Source organism: Bradyrhizobium sp. Rc3b, from assembly GCF_900114915.1.
Taxonomy (GTDB): Bacteria; Pseudomonadota; Alphaproteobacteria; order Rhizobiales; family Xanthobacteraceae; genus Bradyrhizobium.
In genome coordinates, this window is sequence record NZ_FOUS01000010.1 from 301,210 (window position 1) to 316,324 (window position 15,115).

A 15,115-nucleotide genomic window follows, 5' to 3' on the forward strand; every position below is an offset into this window, starting at 1 on the left:
GGCCTGCTCGCGCGTGCCGTGGGCTCAAGGGAGACATCGACATGACAACAGCCATGACACGCAACAGCACGACGCCAGTCGTCAGGTACGGCAGCAGGCCCGCCCCGCGGGTCAAGCTCACCGGACAACGGATCGCAATTCAACATCCCGACGCGGAGACCGGCGAGCATTTGCTGGGCGAGGCGCTCGGTGCCGTCGATCAAGACGCTCTGCATGGCATCCTCAAGCAATTGATGAAAGCCAGCGTGATCCTGCAGAAGCCCGATGAGGACAATCTCGCCTTCATGATCTCGATGATGAAAAGCATCGCCCCGCGGGATTCCCTCGAAACCATGCTGACGGCGCAGATGGTGTCCGTCCACGTCGCGACCATGCGCTTTGCCTGCCGCCTCGCCTTCGCCGAAGGCATCCCGCAGCAGGAAGGCGTCGCCCGCACATTGACCCGGCTGGCTCGCACGTTCGCAGCCCAGATGGAGGCCCTCAACCGCCATCGCGGCAACGGTGAACGTCCGATCACGGTGCAGAATCTGTCGGTGCAGGACGGCGGCAGCGCGATCGTGGGGAATGTCACGCAACAGGCACATCTGATCGCTGCCGAGCCGGGCACCGCGACAGAGGCAGGGCTGGTCCCGCCCCGCGACGCCGGCGAACGCGACCGGACCGAGGCGTTGCGAGGCACCACCGCATGAGGGCCGGTCACATCCGCAACACGCGCGCGATGGCGGCGAGCCCGCGCTGCGGCGCCCGTACCCGCAGCGGCCTCCCCTGCCGCGCGCCGGCCATGCGCGGCAAGCTCCGCTGCCGTATGCACGGTGCCGCGCCCGGATCGGGCGCGCCACCTGGAAACCGCAATGCGCAGAAGCATGGCGCCTTCACACAGGAGCGGATCGCGGAGCGAAGGGCGATCCGGGAGCTGCTCGATGAGGCGGGAAAGCTGCTGGAGGAGATGGCGTCAGACGATCGGAGGGATCAAACCGCTTAGTCCAAAAGCGTGCCGTCAATGGACAATCATTGCCTGCGGCACTGCATCATGACTTCATGAATTCGTCGCCCATTTGCGACCTGTTCCTGAGGAACGACCGCCGGCGCATTTTGTTGGCGGCCTATCAGCGATGGAGATTTCCATGAGAGTCAGCGATGTTATGACTCCCGACGTGCAGCTTTGCACCCCACAGGACACCATCAAGGACGCAGCCGAGGCGATGGCGGCGCTCAATGTCGGCCTGCTGCCCGTGGCTGAATATGACCACCTTGTCGGTATGATCTCGGACCGCGATATCGCAACGCGAGGGGTCGCGATGGGCCTGGGGCCGGACGCGCCAGTGCGGAACGTCATGACCACAGACGTCAAATACTGCTACGAGGACCAGGACATCGAAGAGGTCACCCGTAACATGGCCGACATTCAGGTGCGGCGCCTGCCGGTGCTCAATCGAGACAAGCGGCTGGTCGGCATCATCGCGCTCGGCGATATCGCCGGGTGCAGGCCCGGCGACGGTGCGGCGAAGGCGCTGCACGGAATTTCGCGAGCAGGCGGACAGCACGCAGGCGCGATCTCCGGCTGAAGCAGGCCGTCGCGCCTTGGAATGCCGGCGCCCCGAGCCGTACGTAGGCCGCAGCAAGATCAACCGCAATCGGACTGTGTCGCAAAGGAACTGCACAGGCCGCCCGGCTGCGCGCCGAGCCAAATCGACGAGCGTAGGAGAACCGACATGACCTGGGTCGGCGATTGGCGAAATCAATTCGGCTCCATCTTACGCATCACCGATGATGCGAACGGCCGCATCGAGGGGAATTTCGAGACCGCGCTCGACGACAGCGGCTTCTACGGCCAAGCAGTGCCCATCACCGGGTTTCATAAAGGCAATTGCATCGCCTTTGTCGCAGTGGGCTCGTCTGTGACGGGCGACCGCGCCGTCTCCTATACCGGATTGCTGCGTCACGGAAAGATGGAGACCGCCTGGTTCGTGATCGCAGACCAAGCGCTGAGCGCGTCCAGAGAGGGCGACCCGGCGAAGCTCAAACCAGTGAACTGGTGGCGCGCCGTGACAACGAACGTCGATACGTTCGAACGGACCTGAAGCACGAGGAAGCGGGTCCCGTTGCCGCCATTGCCGCCCGTCCTTGGGCGCCCGTCCTTGCCGTCGACAACAATTGCGCGAGGCGTTCACCCCGCACATCACCGGTTGCCAGCCGAAAAGCTAGCGCGGCGCGCTTGTCGGATCGACTGGGGAAATCTGCAGCCCTGCCTCATCCAGCGCCTGGGCAATCTGCTTCGCCAGCAGCTTTGCCTCTTCGGTCCCGATCTGCGCGTCGGGATGTCCCTTGAAGAACGCGCAAATGGTCGTGGCGATGATGGTATTCACCTGGTGCAAATCATCCATTTGATGCACGCGAAGTTACCAAATGCTTCACCCAGACAGGGTGGCGCGTCGGCTAGTAGAAAAGAAAGCGGTCAACGCAAGCCAAAGAATGACAGAATGGCCGCGATCACGACGACTAATCCTATGAGGTAAATCAGGCCGTTCATTGCAGTTCTCCTTTTCTATGGAATGACTGAATCTATCCTGGGAACGTGAGGCCACTCTTGGCGCTGCACTGCTCCACCAGTTCGAGCTTTTCGAGCTGAACTTCCTTCTCTATCGCCGTCAGAGAGTTGCCGATCTTTTCGACGATCCTGATCAGGTCGGCATCGGAGATCTTGAGGCGCCTTCGAACGGACTTGACCTGCTTTGCGTCCGCAAGATCAAGCGTCGTGCGAATGACCCGTGGCGGCCTTGAGCACAGCATGAGCAGCTCTCCTTGCTAGAGTAAGAGCGATGATGTCCGTTTTGTTCCGATTCTTCCCGAACAGCGCCGGCACCGAATGATGGAATAAGCGAAACGGCGACGAGAGCGTCACGATCGACAGAAGGATGTGTAGTCGGGGCGGAGAACTTCGACCGCGCCGGAAGCCCATGCACACAAGCAGAAGTTGATCCAGGCGGCTCCTCCCCTCGATCCGTTGGCATTTGCGGGCCGATGCGTCGCACAGATCGACAGCGGCAGCTTCAGAGGGCGCCTCATCCTCGCGGCGCGCTCGCCGCGCCTCGAACGGTTTCGAAATTGGCACGCTGCAGCGCGGCTCGTCTCTCCGCGATGGCGCTGCTCAACAGGCCAAGCACCAGACCGAATGCTGCGAGTTCCTCCTCCTCGATAGCGCCGTCGTCGTAGCATTCGAGCGTTTCAGCTATGATGGCGTCGGCCTCGCGCTGCAGAACCAGAAGCTCCTGGCTCGATCCCGCGGTTCGCGCGCTGGACACCATGGCCAGGATTCTCTTGCGATGGTCGTTGGTTTCCTCTCTTTCGTCGCGATTCAAATAGCGACGCAACCAGGCGGCGGCCGAGCCGATCCCGGAAAGAAGCAGCAGCCCGAACCAGAAGTAATCGCCGTATCGGTCGAGGAAGGTACGTTCGTTGCCGTCGATGACAGCCGCCGCTCCCCGATGCACCGGTAGCTCCGTGTCCTTGTCGACATCAGGCTTGATAATATGCGCAGCACCCGGGACCTGTCTTGCAATCGCCTGGCGAACGGCAAAGAGCTGGCGGAAAAAGGCGGCGACTGTCGTTTCAGGCAGGGACTTTCTCGCGACGATGAGGTGGCTGACGCTGACGGTCTCGACCTTGTCACCCGGCCAGGCCGGATCCGCCTTGAAGACGCTGGGCGGAATTTCCTCCGATTCATACCGCGGATGCTTCAGGGCGATCGCTTCCGATGTCTCGATGGCGAGAAACCTCGGCTCGCCGCGCAGGCGCGCCGTTGCAGCCACGGCATCGGACGTGATTTTGCTGTCGAGCGGCCCGACCGCCATGAAGGCATCGATGGTAAGATCGCGTGCCAGCTCCTCGGTCTGGTCCGTGCCGAAGTGTGTCACGACGACCTTGTCCGCCTCCACTCCGGAGGCGCTCAGGATGACGCGTAGCAATGCGGCATTTGCCGGGGTCCGGCCGATCACGCCGACGCGGCGCCCTGCGAGATCGGCGACCTCCTTGATTCTCGGCGCGGGCTTTCTTTTCGAGCTCTTGCCGGCAGCTCCAGACGGAGTCCACAGCACGACGAAGTTCTTGCGCACGACGGCGACGGTCTGTGCCTCGGCGGGCATGTCCAGATCGCCGCGGCCGACGGCAAGGTCGGCCTTGCCCGCCCCAAGCAGGGCGAGAGACTCCACCGCCCCGTCGGTTTTGACGGGAAGCAGCCTGACAGTACGGCTTTCGCTCGCGAAGGCATCGGCCATCGCCTGAATGACTTTGTCGTCATCGCTGCCGGGCGGTCCAACGGCGATCCGGAGGACGTCCGGCCGCAACGCATAATAGAGCGCGCCCGCTGCGGCGGCAAAAATGAGAAATCCAACCGCGAGGACCAACAGTAAGGAATTGCTTCTTCTCCGCTCGCGGCGGGCCGCCTCACTGGTCGTTTTACTCGGACTCTCGGACGAAGACATGGCCGCCGCCAACCGCAGATCGGGGTTCTCCCTGTTCCGCAGGATACCACGTTTTCCCGGGAACAATCTCTGGCGTCCGGCCTGGTCCGTACGCGCGAACGATGACGAGGAGCGCAATTGCGTTGGTTCGGCCCAGGGTGTCGCTTCAGTTCATGGCGTTGCCTTTCAATCGCGTGAAGTTTCCGTGCCTTTGCGGCTCCCGCAGCGGCGTGCGGGTCGAAAAGCCGGCAGCCCCGGAACTTCCCGAGCCGGCACCACTTTGAATTCAGCAAACGGAAGAATTCGCCATGACCTCCGAAACGGAACTGAAATTCCGCGTTGCGCCGCGAAAATTGTCGTCAGTGTTGCGGACGAGCGGTTTGAGCGGGCGGCGCGGCGACCAGTCCGAGCAGTCGCTCGTGTCGACCTACTACGATACGACCAAGCACAAGCTCAGGCGCCATGGCCTGACGCTGCGCGTCCGCAAGATCGAGGGGCGCTACGTGCAGACCGTGAAAGCCGGCGGCACGGATGGCGTGAAGCGGGGCGAATGGGAGCACGAGGTTTCCGGTGCACGTCCCGACCTGAAGAAGACGGGACACACGCCGCTCCGGGATCTTGCGACGCGAAAGCTTCCTCGCAAGCTGAAGCCGGTCTTCCAGACCGACATTCATCGCCTGGCGCAGGCGCGACGCGTCCGGAAGAGCCAGATCGAACTGGCGGTCGACCGTGGCCGCATCAGCGCCGGTCACCGGTCGCGGCCCGTCGCCGAGTTGGAGCTGGAACTGAAGTCCGGGCATGTCGCGGACCTGTTCCGCCTTGCCCGCGATCTCGAACGCAAAACCGGGGCGGAGCTCGATCTGCGTTCGAAATCCGAGCGCGGCTACCTGCTCGTCGCCGGCAGTGGCGGCGGCGCACAGCACGCCGAGCCAATCGCGCTGGAGGACGGACTCTCACCGCGCGAGGCGTTCCGCGTCATCGCGCATTCGACGTTGCGTCAGGTCACCGCGAATGCCGATCCGGTGCGTGAGATGGACGCCGAAGGGGTTCATCAGATGCGGGTCGGCTTGCGGCGTCTGCGTGCGGCCATCTCGCTGTTCGCTGATATCCTTCCACGGGCGAGCACCGCGCGGATCAAGGCCGAGCTGAAATGGCTCACGAGCGAGCTGGCGCCGGCGCGTGAAATCGACGTATTCCTGAACGAGAGCATCCGGCCGATCACCGAACGGGACGTGCCGCGACGCGGCGCCCGCGCGATCCGCAAGAGGTTCTCCCGGCAACGGGTGGCGGCATTCGAGCGGGCACGCGATGCGGTCATGTCGGCGCCTTACCGCCGCCTGCTGATCGACGTGATCGAGTGGATCGGAAGCGGACGGCCTCACGGCGATGATGACCGTTCGATCGCCGCTTACGCCGCGGCGTTGCTCGACCGGCGCATCAGGAAGGCGCGAAAGGAGGGCAAGCGCCTGCACGACCTGGATCCGATGCAGCGCCACAAGCTGCGGATCAAGGTCAAGAAGATCCGCTACGCCGTCGATTTCTTCGAAAGCCTCTACGCAGATCGCGACCGCAAGGAGCTTGCAGCCCTGTCCGACCGCCTGAAGCAGATTCAATCCGCGCTCGGATCGCTGAACGACTTCATGGCGCACCGCGAGCTGGCAACGGAGGCGGCACTGACGGCGCCACCTGCGCACCGCCGCGCCCAGGCTTTCGCATCGGGCGTCGTCGTCGGCCAGGAACGCGAGGCCGCTGACGGCCTGATGAAGGACGCAACGAAGGAGCTGAGCAGGTTGCGCCGGCTGCGCGCGATGCCGAGTGCGCGAGCGTAGGAGGGCCGGCATGGCAACTGACATCGCTTGGGTCGGCAAGTGGCGAAATCAGTTCGGCTCCATCTTGCCCATCACTGACGATGCGAACCGTCGGCTGCCTGTATCTCGTCCTTCCGCGCGCTGATCCGGAGACGCCACAATCCGGAATGAGGGGGTCGCGCTGCCGCCATTGGCGCCCGCCTCGTCATCATGTACGCCCATCCAAACCTTCCGGGACGGGACGCTCATGGCCACCACCGACGACGCGGGCACCGCCACCCGCACGCTGATCTTTGCACTTCTCGCGCTCGCCTGCGGCCATATGCTCTCGACCTTGTTGCGCACTATTCCCGCCGTCAGCCTCGACCTCATGGCCGCGGATTTCCACATCGAGCCGCAAGCTCTCGCCAGCCTCACCTCGATCTATCCTTTCGCCTTTGCCGCAGCGCAGATCCCCGTCGGCGCGGCGATGGATCGCTTCGGCGTGCGGCCGGTGTCGCTCAGCCTGCTCGCGGGAACCGTACTCGGCGCGGTGGCGTCGGGCTTTGCCACGGGGGCTGCGAGCTTTGCGGTCGGGCAGTTCATGCTGGGCGTTGCCACGTCCGGCATGCTGATGTGCCCGATGACGCTGGCGGCCAAGCAATTGTCGACGGGCCGCTTCGGGCTGTGGTCGGGCGCGATCCTCTCGATCGGCAATATCGGCATGCTGCTGTCGTCGAGCCCGCTCGCCTTCGTGGTCGACGCTTACGGCTGGCGCGCCGGGTTCTGGATATCCGCGGCTGGCGGCGTTGCAGTCGCGCTCGCCGTGTTCGCGCTGGTGCCGCAGCAGCCGGCCGAGCACAAGGACGATTCCTCGCCGTTGTCGCAGATGATCGAGGTGCTCAGGCTCGGCCTCTCACGTCCGTTGCGCGGGCTGATTGCGCTCGCGCTGGTGTCGCTGGCAACCTCGCTGGTGCTGCGCGGCCTGTGGGGCGGACCGTGGCTGATGGACGTCAAGGGCTTGTCGCGGGTCGAGGCCGGCAATCAGCTCGGCGCATTCACTCTGGCGATGATCGCGGGGCCCCTGTGCATCGGCATGATCGATCGCAGGCTCGGCCGCCGCCGCGCGCTGGTGGCAGGCTCGCATATGGCCGGGGCGCTGTTGCTGGCGCTGATGGCGCTCGGGGCGCCGCATTACCCCGTGTCCGTTCTGTTCGGCGTGCCCGTGATGCCGCCGCAATACGACCTCGTTCTGTTTGTGCTGATCGGCCTTGCGACCTCCGCCCAGCCGCTGCTATTCGGCATGTCGCGGCAGCTGGTCGACGCGCAGACTACCGGCAAAGCGCTGGCGGCCGTGAACCTCGCCTTCTTCCTCGGCGCGGCGCTGGTGCAGTCGGTGACCGGCGCGGTGGCGGCGCTCGCGGGATTGCCGGCGGTGCTGCTGTTCATGGCAGCAATGCTGGCAATCGGCGTGCTGGTCTTCCTGGCCTACACGCTGCCGCTTCGCGGGACCGGCTGAGCGCTTCGCTCAACCCCATCCTTGCACGCTCTCAGAGCATCCCCGCGACCAAGCTCAGTACCTGGCGACCACCGGCCCGCCGAAGCGATAATTGACCCTGAGGGTCGCTTGCTCGACGGTCAGCCGCGAGCTTGACGTCCCCGTCGCGAAAACGCCGCCGAACCCATCGGGAACGGTGAAGGCGACGCTGCGGCGACCGAAGTCGGTGTAGCGATATTCGCCGGCCAGGCTCCAGTTCGGGGTGAACGCCCACTCGATGCCTCCGCCGACGGTCCAGCCCCAGCGCGTGGTCGAGCCGTTCGTTGCCGTGAACGTTCCCGCCGGAATGCCGATGCCCGGGCCGTTGACAACGGTGGTCCTGGAACCGCCGATCTCGGCGACGGCGGCGCCGCCGGTGACGTAGAACAGTGCACGGTCCACCGTGACGCCGGCGCGGCCGCGGAAGGTGGCCATCCAGTCGATATGACCGAAATCGACCGTCACGGTCTGCGTCACCGGCGGCGCAAATGTCGGGGCGCCGAAGGTACGCGAAGCGCTGCCGCTGCTTCCGTTCAAGCCGGTGCCGACCGCGTCGGCTTCCACGCCGAGCACGAACTGCTGGACCTGCCAATTGTATCCGATCTGGCCGCCGCCGATGACACCGCTGTGGCGGCCGTCGCCGGGAATGATGCCCCTCTGTTCGGGAACAATCGTCAGCACGGGTGCGACCGGGGGCGGCACGCCGAAAGCGGGAAACAGCGGTCCGAAATCGCTGTCACCGCTGCCGGGAGTCCAGGCGCCGCCGACATTGGCGCCGACATAGAAGCCGGTCCAGCTGAAGATCTGCGCAGCGACCGGCACGGGTCTCGCCTTGACCGCCATATCCGCGGCATTTGCCGCCACGACACCGAACAATAAGGCACTTCCGGCAATGGCCGCGATCCGCATCGTCGTCCCCAACATTTTCGGCAAGTATCGGCGTGCCGCGGCGCCAAGAAACACCCTTAAGTTAGAAGCGAATCGCAGCCGACGCTGTCACCGGACAGCAACATCCGGACACATTGTGTTCGCGCGACGCTGCGGGACCATGCGCGCATGGCAACGCAGCGCCGTCCCTCATGCGTCGAGCCCGCCTTGCACAACGGCGCGCTGCAAGGGATGCTGACAAGCATCGCGCATCAAGGGAATGAACTCATGCCTGTCGACACCAAAGCCGCCACCGACCGCCTCATGCGCTTCCTCGCCGTCGAGGGCGTGACCGGACAGGAGGCGGCGATCGGGCGTGAGATCACCGCCGCATTGAAGGAGAGCGGCGTAGCGGCGAAGGCGATCCGGCTCGACGATGCCAATACCCGCATTCCCGTGCCGACCGAGACCGGCAACCTGATCGTCGACCTGCCCGGCCGTGGCGCGCTGCACAACCAGCCGCGCATCATGTTCATGACCCATATGGACACCGTGCCGCTGTGTGCTGGGGCCAAGCCGAAGAAATCGGGCCGCAAGATCGTCAACTCCGCCAAGACTGCGCTCGGCGGCGACAATCGCTGCGGCTGTGGCGTGCTGGTGACGCTGGCGGCCGAGCTCGAGAAGCACAAGCTCGACCATCCGCCGATCACGCTGTTGTTCTGCGTGCGCGAGGAGAGCGGGCTCTATGGCGCGCGCCACGTCAAGCTGGACGAGCTCGGCTCGCCCGTGATGGCCTTCAACTATGACGGCGGCTCGGCCTCCAACGTCGTGATCGGCGCGGTCGGCGCCGACCGCTGGACCGTCGAGATCATGGGGCGCGCCTCGCATGCCGGCGTCGCGCCGGAGCGCGGCATTTCCTCGACCATGATCATGGCGCTCGCTCTTGCAGATGTGAAGGCCGGCGGCTGGTTCGGCAAGGTGGTGAAGGGCAAGCGGCAAGGCACCAGCAATGTCGGCCCCGTCACCGGCGGCGAGGGCCGCCCCGCGGGCGATGCCACCAATGTCGTCACCGACTACGTGCATGTCCGCGGCGAAAGCCGCAGCCATGACGGAAAGTTCTTCAAGGAGATCACCAAGGCCTACAAGGCCGCGTTCGAGAAGGCGGCCAAGAAGGTGACGAACGCGCAAGGCAAGTCCGGCAAGGTCAAGTTCAAGGCCGAGACCGACTATTATCCGTTCCGCATGAAGGACAGCCAGCCCGTCATCAAGCGCGCGGTCGAGGCCGTATCCGCGGTCGGCGGCACGCCGAACGTCCGCACCGCCAATGGCGGCCTCGATGCCAACTGGATGGTCCGTCACGGCATTCCGACGGTGACCTTTGGCGCCGGCCAGAACGAGGCGCACACCATCGACGAATGGATCAATCTCGACGAATACGACCGTGCGTGTGCGCTGGCCGTGCAGCTTGCGACGATGCGGTGAGTTCGGTCTGTACGGTGGGTTAGCCCTGGGCTGCGCGAAGCGCAGTCCGCTGGCGTAACCCACCCTACGAAACAAGAACAAGAAGGGAGGCCACATGCCGCACATCGCAAATATCGAGACCGGGCTCTACCGGATCCCCCTCCCCGTCACGCTGTCCGACTCCACCCATGGCGAGATCGCGGCGTTCGAGCTGATCACCTGCCGCATCCGCGATGCCGACGGCGCCGAGGGCGTCGGCTACACTTACACGGTCGGGCGCAATGGCGGCGCTGTCGCCGACATCCTCAAGCGCGAGATCCCCGCGCTGATCGAAGGACGCGAGGCCAACGACACCGAGGCGATCTGGCATCACGTCTGGTGGGCGCTGCATTATGGCGGCCGTGGCGGGCCGGTGGTGCTGGCGCTCTCCGCGCTCGACATCGCGCTGTGGGATTTGAAGGCGCGGCGCGCCAAGCTGCCGCTGTACCAATTGCTCGGTGGGTTCGACGCGCGCGTGCCGTGCTATGCCGGCGGCATCGACCTCGATCTCTCCGTGGAGGCGCTGCTCAAGCAGACCGACGGCAATCTCGCCAAGGGCTTTCGCGCCATCAAGATGAAGGTCGGCCGGCCCGATCTCAAATCCGACGTCGCGAAGGTCTCCGCGATGCGCCAGCATCTCGGCGACGGTTTCCCGCTGATGGTGGACGCCAACATGAAATGGACGGTCGAAGAGGCGATCCGCGCCGCCCGGGCGTTCGTTCCTTACGACCTCACCTGGCTCGAGGAGCCGATCATCCCCGACGACGTCGCCGGCCACGCGCGCATCTTACAAGCAGGCGGCGTGCCGATCGCGGCGGGCGAGAATTTGCGCTCGCTGTGGGAGTTCAAGAGCTACATCGCCAGTGGCGCGGTGTCCTATCCCGAGCCTGACGTCACCAATTGCGGCGGCGTTTCCGCCTTCATGAAGATCGCACGGCTGGCGGAAGCGTTCAACCTGCCCGTCACCAGCCACGGCGCGCACGACATCACCGTGCACCTGCTCGCGGCCTGCTCGAACCGATCCTATCTGGAGGCGCACGGCTTCGGGCTCGACAAGTACATCGAGCACCCGCTGGTGCTGCAGGAGGGCAAGGCGCTGGCGCCGGACCGGCCCGGGCACGGCATCAGCTTCGACTGGTCGGGGCTGGCGAAGCTGGCGCCTTAGACTCGGTGTCCTAATCTCTCCCGCTTGCGGGAGAGGTCGCGCCGAAGGGCGCGGGTGAGGGCTTTCTCCTCGTTGGGAATCCCACCGCGGAGGCACCCCCACCCCGACCCTCCCCCGCAAGCGGGAGAGGGGCGCACCTTTCCCCCGGCACCGTCGAACCTGATCTCACGCCGACGAAGCGCGTTGCTGCACGCGAGGCATTCCAACGCGCTTGATGCGGGCCACGGATAATCCGCTATGGTGGCGGCAACCAACACCTTGCGAAAGATCCCCTGCCTTGACACCCGAGCTGCACCAGAAACTGACCGCGTGGCGCCGGCACCTTCACGCGCACCCGGAGCTGTCGCTCCAGGAGAAGGAGACCGCAGCCTTCGTGCAGGACAAGCTCACCGAGCTCGGGATTCCCTTCGAGGCGGGAATCGGTGGCCACGGCATCGTCGCGACCTTGACCCGCGGACATGCGCGCAGCCGCGTCGGCTTGCGCGCCGACATGGATGCACTGCCGATCACCGAAGATACCGGGCTTGCCTACGCCTCCAGGACATCAGGCGTGATGCATGCCTGCGGCCACGACGGGCACACCGCCTCGCTGCTCGGCGCCGCTGCGCTGCTCGCCGCTGATACCAGTTGGAGCGGCACGGTCGATTTCATCTTCCAGCCGGCGGAGGAAGGTTTCGGCGGCTCGCGCGCGATGGTCGCGGCCGGGCTGTTCGACCGCTTTCCGATGGAACGCGTGTTCGGCTTTCATAATTGGCCGGGCCTTGCCGCCGGCACCATCGCCGTGCACGACGGCGTCGTCATGGCCTCCGGCGGACGCATCACCATCACCATCGAGGGCCATGCCGGCCACGCCGGCATGCCGCATCTGACGCGCGATCCGGTGATGGCGGCGGGCCATCTGATCGTGGCGCTGCAATCGGTCGTCTCGCGCGGCGTCGATCCGCTCGACACCGCCGTGCTGTCGCTCTGCACCATCGAGGGCGGCACCGCGCCGAACCAGATCGCCGGACGTGTCACCATCCGCGGCACGCTGCGGTACCATCGCGAGGCGGTCAAGCACGTCATCCTCGACGGCATCGAACGAACCTGCGCCGGCATCGCGACCAGCTTTGGCGTCAAGGTGACACCCGAGATCGTGATGGGCGTCGGCGTCGTGATCAACACGCCTGATGAGGCCGCGCTTGCGCGCATCGCCGCCGAGAAGGTGAAGGCCGAGGTACGGCGCGATCTCGCGCCCAGCATGGCCGGCGAGGATTTTGCTCACTATCTCCAGCAGCGGCCGGGCGCCTTCGTCTGGATCGGCAACGGCGAGTTGCGCGACGGCGCCGAGCTGCACGGCCCGCGCTACGATTTCAACGACGCGATCCTGCCGGTGGCGTCGAGCTGGATGGCGGAAGTCGCCAAGGCGGCGCTGGCGTCGAACTAGTTCACGAGATCTCGCGCGGCAGCTTCCAATCCGACCGCGGCGCGAACGTCTCCTCGACGGGCGCCACATGATATCCGGCAGGGAGAAGCCGGCCGCCCTCCTCGTCTGCGACCGGAACGTCGGTCACGAGGCCTTCGATCAAGGCGGCTTCCCACACCTCCTTTTCGGTCGGAAAGGGATCGCCGATCTGCTTGTTGCCTTCGAACAGCGCGTACATCGGTTCCGGTCCTTGCGTTGGCGGGTTCACCAGCAACGTATCGTCTGCCTGGACGTTCCTCTCCGGCAAAGGGAACGGAGGGCACGGAAACCATGGCGCGCGTTCTGATCGGAACTTCGGGCTGGCATTATGATTCCTGGCGCGGCCCGTTCTTTCCTGAAGGCGTGACGCTGAAGCAGCAGCTTAGCTACTACGCCGGACAGTTCGACACGACGGAGCTGAACGGCGTGTTCTACCGCACGCCGACGCCTGACGCGGTGAAAGGCTGGCGCGAGCAGACCGGCCGCGATTTCGTCTTCGCCTGGAAGGCGTCGAAATTCATCACGCACTGGAAGCGCCTGTCGGAGCGCTCGGTCAACAGCCTCGAGCTGCTGGAGGACCGTATCTCACGGCTTGGCGGCAAGGCCGGCCCGATCCTGTTCCAGCTGCCGCCGCAATTCCAGGCGGATGCGGACCGCCTCGCCTCCTTCTTCAAGCTGCTGTCGCGGAAACGGCGTTACAGCTTCGAATTCCGGCATCCGAGCTGGTATCAGCCGCGCATCCTCAAAATGCTGGCCGACGAGAACATGTCGCTTTGCCTGTCCGACCATCACGATGCGCCCGCGCCCTGGAAGCGCACTGCGGATTTCGTCTATGTGCGCGGGCACGGGCCGGGCGGGCGCTATCACGGGCACTATACCAGGGCGGCACTGGCGCAATGGGCGAAGCGCATCAAGTCGTGGAAGCGGCAGGGCTGCGACGTCTATGTCTACTTCGACAACGACCAGAAGAGCGCGGCACCCGCGGACGCCAAGGCGTTGAAGCAACTGCTCTAGATGACACCGCTTTGCCGAAGCGCCGCGATCGCGGCCGCATCATAGCCGAGTTCGGCGAGAACCAGATCAGTGTGCTCGCCGAGCGTCGGCGGGCGGCTCGCGATCTCGCCCGGCGTTTCCGACAGCCTGACGGCGGCACGCGTCACCGGGGCGGGCTTCGGCAGGCCGGGATAATCGACGTCCTGCATGAAGCCGGCGGCGCAGATGTGCGGGTGATCCAGCGCCTGTTGCGGTGAGAGGACGGGCCCGGTCGGGATCATGGCCTGGCCCAGCGCATCGACGGCTTCCTGCGTGGTGCGCTCGGCGCACCAGCGCGCCATCCGCTCGCTGATGACAGCGCCGTTATTGCCGCGGCTGATGTCGTCGGCAAAGCGCGGATCGTTCAACCACACCTCCTCCTCGCCCATCAGCCTCGCCCAGCGCTTGAACAGCGGATGCCCGGTGACCTGGCACAGCACCCAGCCGTCCCGGGTGCGGTAGATGTCGGCGGGCGCTGCGGTCTGGCCGAGATTGCCCGTCGGCACGCGATTGACGTTGATCACAGCCTGCTCGATCAGCGTCGCGTTGGTGAAGGACAGCGCGGTTGCGAGCAGCGCGCCCTCGACGATCTGCCCGCGCCCGGATTTGCCGCGCTCGATCAGCGCGGCGAGCGTGCCGAACGCGCAGTGCAGGGCGGTGCCGAAATCGACCCAGTTCACCGCGGCCCGGTAAGGCGGATCGCCAGTGCCGGTCATGTAGACCGATCCCGACATCACCTGCCCGACGCCGTCGAAGCCGACCCGGTCGGACCAGGGGCCCGGCCCGCCGAACGCGGTTGCGGTCGTCAGGATGATGTCGGGCTTGATCGCCTTCAGGGACTCGTAGTCGAGCTTCATCGCGCGCAGGGTCTGCGGCGGCAGGTTGGCGACGACGACGTCCGCGGTCGCAACCAGGCGGCGCATCACCTCCTGTCCTTCCGGCTTCATCGGATCGAGCGTGATGCACTTCTTGTTGCGGTTGACCTGGAGGAACAACGCGCCCTCGCCGCCTTCGCCGACCGGCGCGACGAACCGATCCTCGCTGCCCTCGCGCTTCTCCACGCGAATGACCTCGGCGCCGAATTCGGCCAGCAATGTCGCGCAATAGGGCCCTGCGATATAGCGCCCGAAATCGAGCACGCGCACGCCCTCCAGAACACCTCCCATCGATTCCTTCCCTGTTGTTTTCCGCAGATTACAGGGACTGGCTGCCAGGGCAAGTTGGGAAGCGGGATGCACGCGCGACTTTCATCATCGCATCGCGAACAGTTCCTGATGAAACGCTTCTCGACAGGGAAACCGTGCGCGCTGAGGTCTCGTCTGA

General features: G+C 65.2%; 16 protein-coding genes. 10 read left to right on the forward strand and 6 right to left on the reverse strand.

Features of this window, described 5'->3' with window-relative positions:
* Positions 1 to 41: 41 nt before the first annotated feature.
* The 4 genes from BM190_RS24550 to BM190_RS24565 all read left to right on the forward strand — a co-directional run bounded on the left by BM190_RS24550 (position 42) and on the right by BM190_RS24565 (position 2,081).
* Positions 42 to 689: a hypothetical protein gene (locus BM190_RS24550; protein ID WP_177237267.1), complete on the forward strand. Its 648-nt coding sequence runs from the start codon at positions 42 to 44 to the stop codon at positions 687 to 689.
* Positions 686 to 982, forward strand: coding sequence for an HGGxSTG domain-containing protein (locus BM190_RS24555; RefSeq protein ID WP_092259839.1), 297 nt, complete (start codon positions 686 to 688; stop codon positions 980 to 982). The genes BM190_RS24550 and BM190_RS24555 overlap by 4 nt, the downstream gene beginning before the upstream one ends.
* Positions 983 to 1,124: 142 nt before the next feature.
* Complete coding sequence (locus BM190_RS24560) at positions 1,125 to 1,565, forward strand: CBS domain-containing protein (protein WP_026202791.1); 441 nt, start codon at positions 1,125 to 1,127, stop codon at positions 1,563 to 1,565.
* A 147-nt stretch (positions 1,566 to 1,712) separates the two neighbouring features.
* Positions 1,713 to 2,081, forward strand: coding sequence for an avidin/streptavidin family protein (locus BM190_RS24565; RefSeq protein ID WP_092259841.1), 369 nt, complete (start codon positions 1,713 to 1,715; stop codon positions 2,079 to 2,081).
* A gap of 120 nt (positions 2,082 to 2,201) precedes the next feature.
* Here the strand turns inward: BM190_RS24565 and BM190_RS24570 are convergent, their stop codons facing one another.
* The 3 genes from BM190_RS24570 to BM190_RS24580 form a co-directional block, all read right to left on the reverse strand.
* Positions 2,202 to 2,384, reverse strand: a complete 183-nt coding sequence (locus tag BM190_RS24570) for a hypothetical protein (RefSeq protein WP_018322675.1) — start codon at positions 2,382 to 2,384, stop codon at positions 2,202 to 2,204.
* A gap of 178 nt (positions 2,385 to 2,562) precedes the next feature.
* Entirely contained in the window at positions 2,563 to 2,790 is a 228-nt protein-coding gene (locus BM190_RS24575; RefSeq protein WP_092259843.1) for a DUF3606 domain-containing protein, read from the reverse strand.
* Between the two features lie 272 nt (positions 2,791 to 3,062).
* The gene (locus BM190_RS24580; protein WP_177237268.1) at positions 3,063 to 4,481 is read right to left on the reverse strand and encodes a TAXI family TRAP transporter solute-binding subunit; all 1,419 of its coding nucleotides are present in this window, start codon (positions 4,479 to 4,481) and stop codon (positions 3,063 to 3,065) included.
* Between the two features lie 287 nt (positions 4,482 to 4,768).
* Here BM190_RS24580 and BM190_RS24585 point away from each other — a divergent pair, with 287 nt between their 5' ends.
* Together BM190_RS24585 and BM190_RS24590 are read left to right on the forward strand one after the other, a co-directional pair.
* Complete coding sequence (locus tag BM190_RS24585) at positions 4,769 to 6,289, forward strand: CYTH and CHAD domain-containing protein (protein WP_092259847.1); 1,521 nt, start codon at positions 4,769 to 4,771, stop codon at positions 6,287 to 6,289.
* 226 nt (positions 6,290 to 6,515) lie between these two features.
* Positions 6,516 to 7,766, forward strand: coding sequence for an MFS transporter (locus BM190_RS24590; protein WP_092259849.1), 1,251 nt, complete (start codon positions 6,516 to 6,518; stop codon positions 7,764 to 7,766).
* Between the two features lie 54 nt (positions 7,767 to 7,820).
* Here BM190_RS24590 and BM190_RS24595 read toward each other — a convergent pair whose 3' ends face one another.
* Entirely contained in the window at positions 7,821 to 8,693 is an 873-nt protein-coding gene (locus BM190_RS24595; protein ID WP_244550721.1) for an outer membrane protein, read from the reverse strand.
* A gap of 246 nt (positions 8,694 to 8,939) precedes the next feature.
* On the opposite strand from BM190_RS24595, the gene BM190_RS24600 reads away from it, so the two are divergent.
* The 3 genes from BM190_RS24600 to BM190_RS24610 all read left to right on the forward strand — a co-directional run bounded on the left by BM190_RS24600 (position 8,940) and on the right by BM190_RS24610 (position 12,742).
* A complete protein-coding gene (locus BM190_RS24600) occupies positions 8,940 to 10,133 on the forward strand; it encodes a M20/M25/M40 family metallo-hydrolase (protein WP_092259977.1) in 1,194 nt (397 codons plus the stop codon).
* A 94-nt stretch (positions 10,134 to 10,227) separates the two neighbouring features.
* Positions 10,228 to 11,316 carry a mandelate racemase/muconate lactonizing enzyme family protein gene (locus BM190_RS24605; protein ID WP_092259853.1) on the forward strand — a complete coding sequence of 363 codons (1,089 nt, stop codon included), beginning with the start codon at positions 10,228 to 10,230 and terminating at the stop codon, positions 11,314 to 11,316.
* 277 nt (positions 11,317 to 11,593) lie between these two features.
* Positions 11,594 to 12,742, forward strand: a complete 1,149-nt coding sequence (locus BM190_RS24610; RefSeq protein ID WP_092259855.1) for an amidohydrolase — start codon at positions 11,594 to 11,596, stop codon at positions 12,740 to 12,742.
* 1 nt (position 12,743) lies between these two features.
* Here the strand turns inward: BM190_RS24610 and BM190_RS24615 are convergent, their stop codons facing one another.
* Positions 12,744 to 12,959 carry a hypothetical protein gene (locus BM190_RS24615; protein ID WP_018322666.1) on the reverse strand — a complete coding sequence of 72 codons (216 nt, stop codon included), beginning with the start codon at positions 12,957 to 12,959 and terminating at the stop codon, positions 12,744 to 12,746.
* Between the two features lie 92 nt (positions 12,960 to 13,051).
* Between BM190_RS24615 and BM190_RS24620 the strand changes: the two genes are divergently transcribed.
* Positions 13,052 to 13,774 (forward strand): DUF72 domain-containing protein, encoded by a 723-nt coding sequence (locus tag BM190_RS24620; RefSeq protein WP_092259857.1) that lies wholly within the window; start codon positions 13,052 to 13,054, stop codon positions 13,772 to 13,774.
* On the opposite strand, the gene BM190_RS24625 is transcribed toward BM190_RS24620, so the two are convergent.
* Positions 13,771 to 14,958 (reverse strand): CaiB/BaiF CoA transferase family protein, encoded by a 1,188-nt coding sequence (locus BM190_RS24625; protein WP_092259859.1) that lies wholly within the window; start codon positions 14,956 to 14,958, stop codon positions 13,771 to 13,773. The two genes, BM190_RS24620 and BM190_RS24625, sit on opposite strands and share 4 nt — an antisense overlap.
* Positions 14,959 to 15,115: the final 157 nt, after the last annotated feature.

What these genes read in the sequence shown, in the direction of transcription:
- BM190_RS24550 (WP_177237267.1), top strand. Translation starts at nt 42, where the DNA reads ATGACAACAGCCATGACACGCAACAGCACGACGCCAGTCGTCAGGTAC.
- BM190_RS24555 (WP_092259839.1), top strand. Translation starts at nt 686, where the DNA reads ATGAGGGCCGGTCACATCCGCAACACGCGCGCGATGGCGGCGAGCCCG.
- BM190_RS24560 (WP_026202791.1), top strand. Translation starts at nt 1,125, where the DNA reads ATGAGAGTCAGCGATGTTATGACTCCCGACGTGCAGCTTTGCACCCCA.
- BM190_RS24565 (WP_092259841.1), top strand. Translation starts at nt 1,713, where the DNA reads ATGACCTGGGTCGGCGATTGGCGAAATCAATTCGGCTCCATCTTACGC.
- BM190_RS24570 (WP_018322675.1), bottom strand. Translation starts at nt 2,384, where the DNA reads ATGGATGATTTGCACCAGGTGAATACCATCATCGCCACGACCATTTGC.
- BM190_RS24575 (WP_092259843.1), bottom strand. Translation starts at nt 2,790, where the DNA reads ATGCTGTGCTCAAGGCCGCCACGGGTCATTCGCACGACGCTTGATCTT.
- BM190_RS24580 (WP_177237268.1), bottom strand. Translation starts at nt 4,481, where the DNA reads ATGTCTTCGTCCGAGAGTCCGAGTAAAACGACCAGTGAGGCGGCCCGC.
- BM190_RS24585 (WP_092259847.1), top strand. Translation starts at nt 4,769, where the DNA reads ATGACCTCCGAAACGGAACTGAAATTCCGCGTTGCGCCGCGAAAATTG.
- BM190_RS24590 (WP_092259849.1), top strand. Translation starts at nt 6,516, where the DNA reads ATGGCCACCACCGACGACGCGGGCACCGCCACCCGCACGCTGATCTTT.
- BM190_RS24595 (WP_244550721.1), bottom strand. Translation starts at nt 8,693, where the DNA reads ATGCGGATCGCGGCCATTGCCGGAAGTGCCTTATTGTTCGGTGTCGTG.
- BM190_RS24600 (WP_092259977.1), top strand. Translation starts at nt 8,940, where the DNA reads ATGCCTGTCGACACCAAAGCCGCCACCGACCGCCTCATGCGCTTCCTC.
- BM190_RS24605 (WP_092259853.1), top strand. Translation starts at nt 10,228, where the DNA reads ATGCCGCACATCGCAAATATCGAGACCGGGCTCTACCGGATCCCCCTC.
- BM190_RS24615 (WP_018322666.1), bottom strand. Translation starts at nt 12,959, where the DNA reads ATGTACGCGCTGTTCGAAGGCAACAAGCAGATCGGCGATCCCTTTCCG.
- BM190_RS24620 (WP_092259857.1), top strand. Translation starts at nt 13,052, where the DNA reads ATGGCGCGCGTTCTGATCGGAACTTCGGGCTGGCATTATGATTCCTGG.
- BM190_RS24625 (WP_092259859.1), bottom strand. Translation starts at nt 14,958, where the DNA reads ATGGGAGGTGTTCTGGAGGGCGTGCGCGTGCTCGATTTCGGGCGCTAT.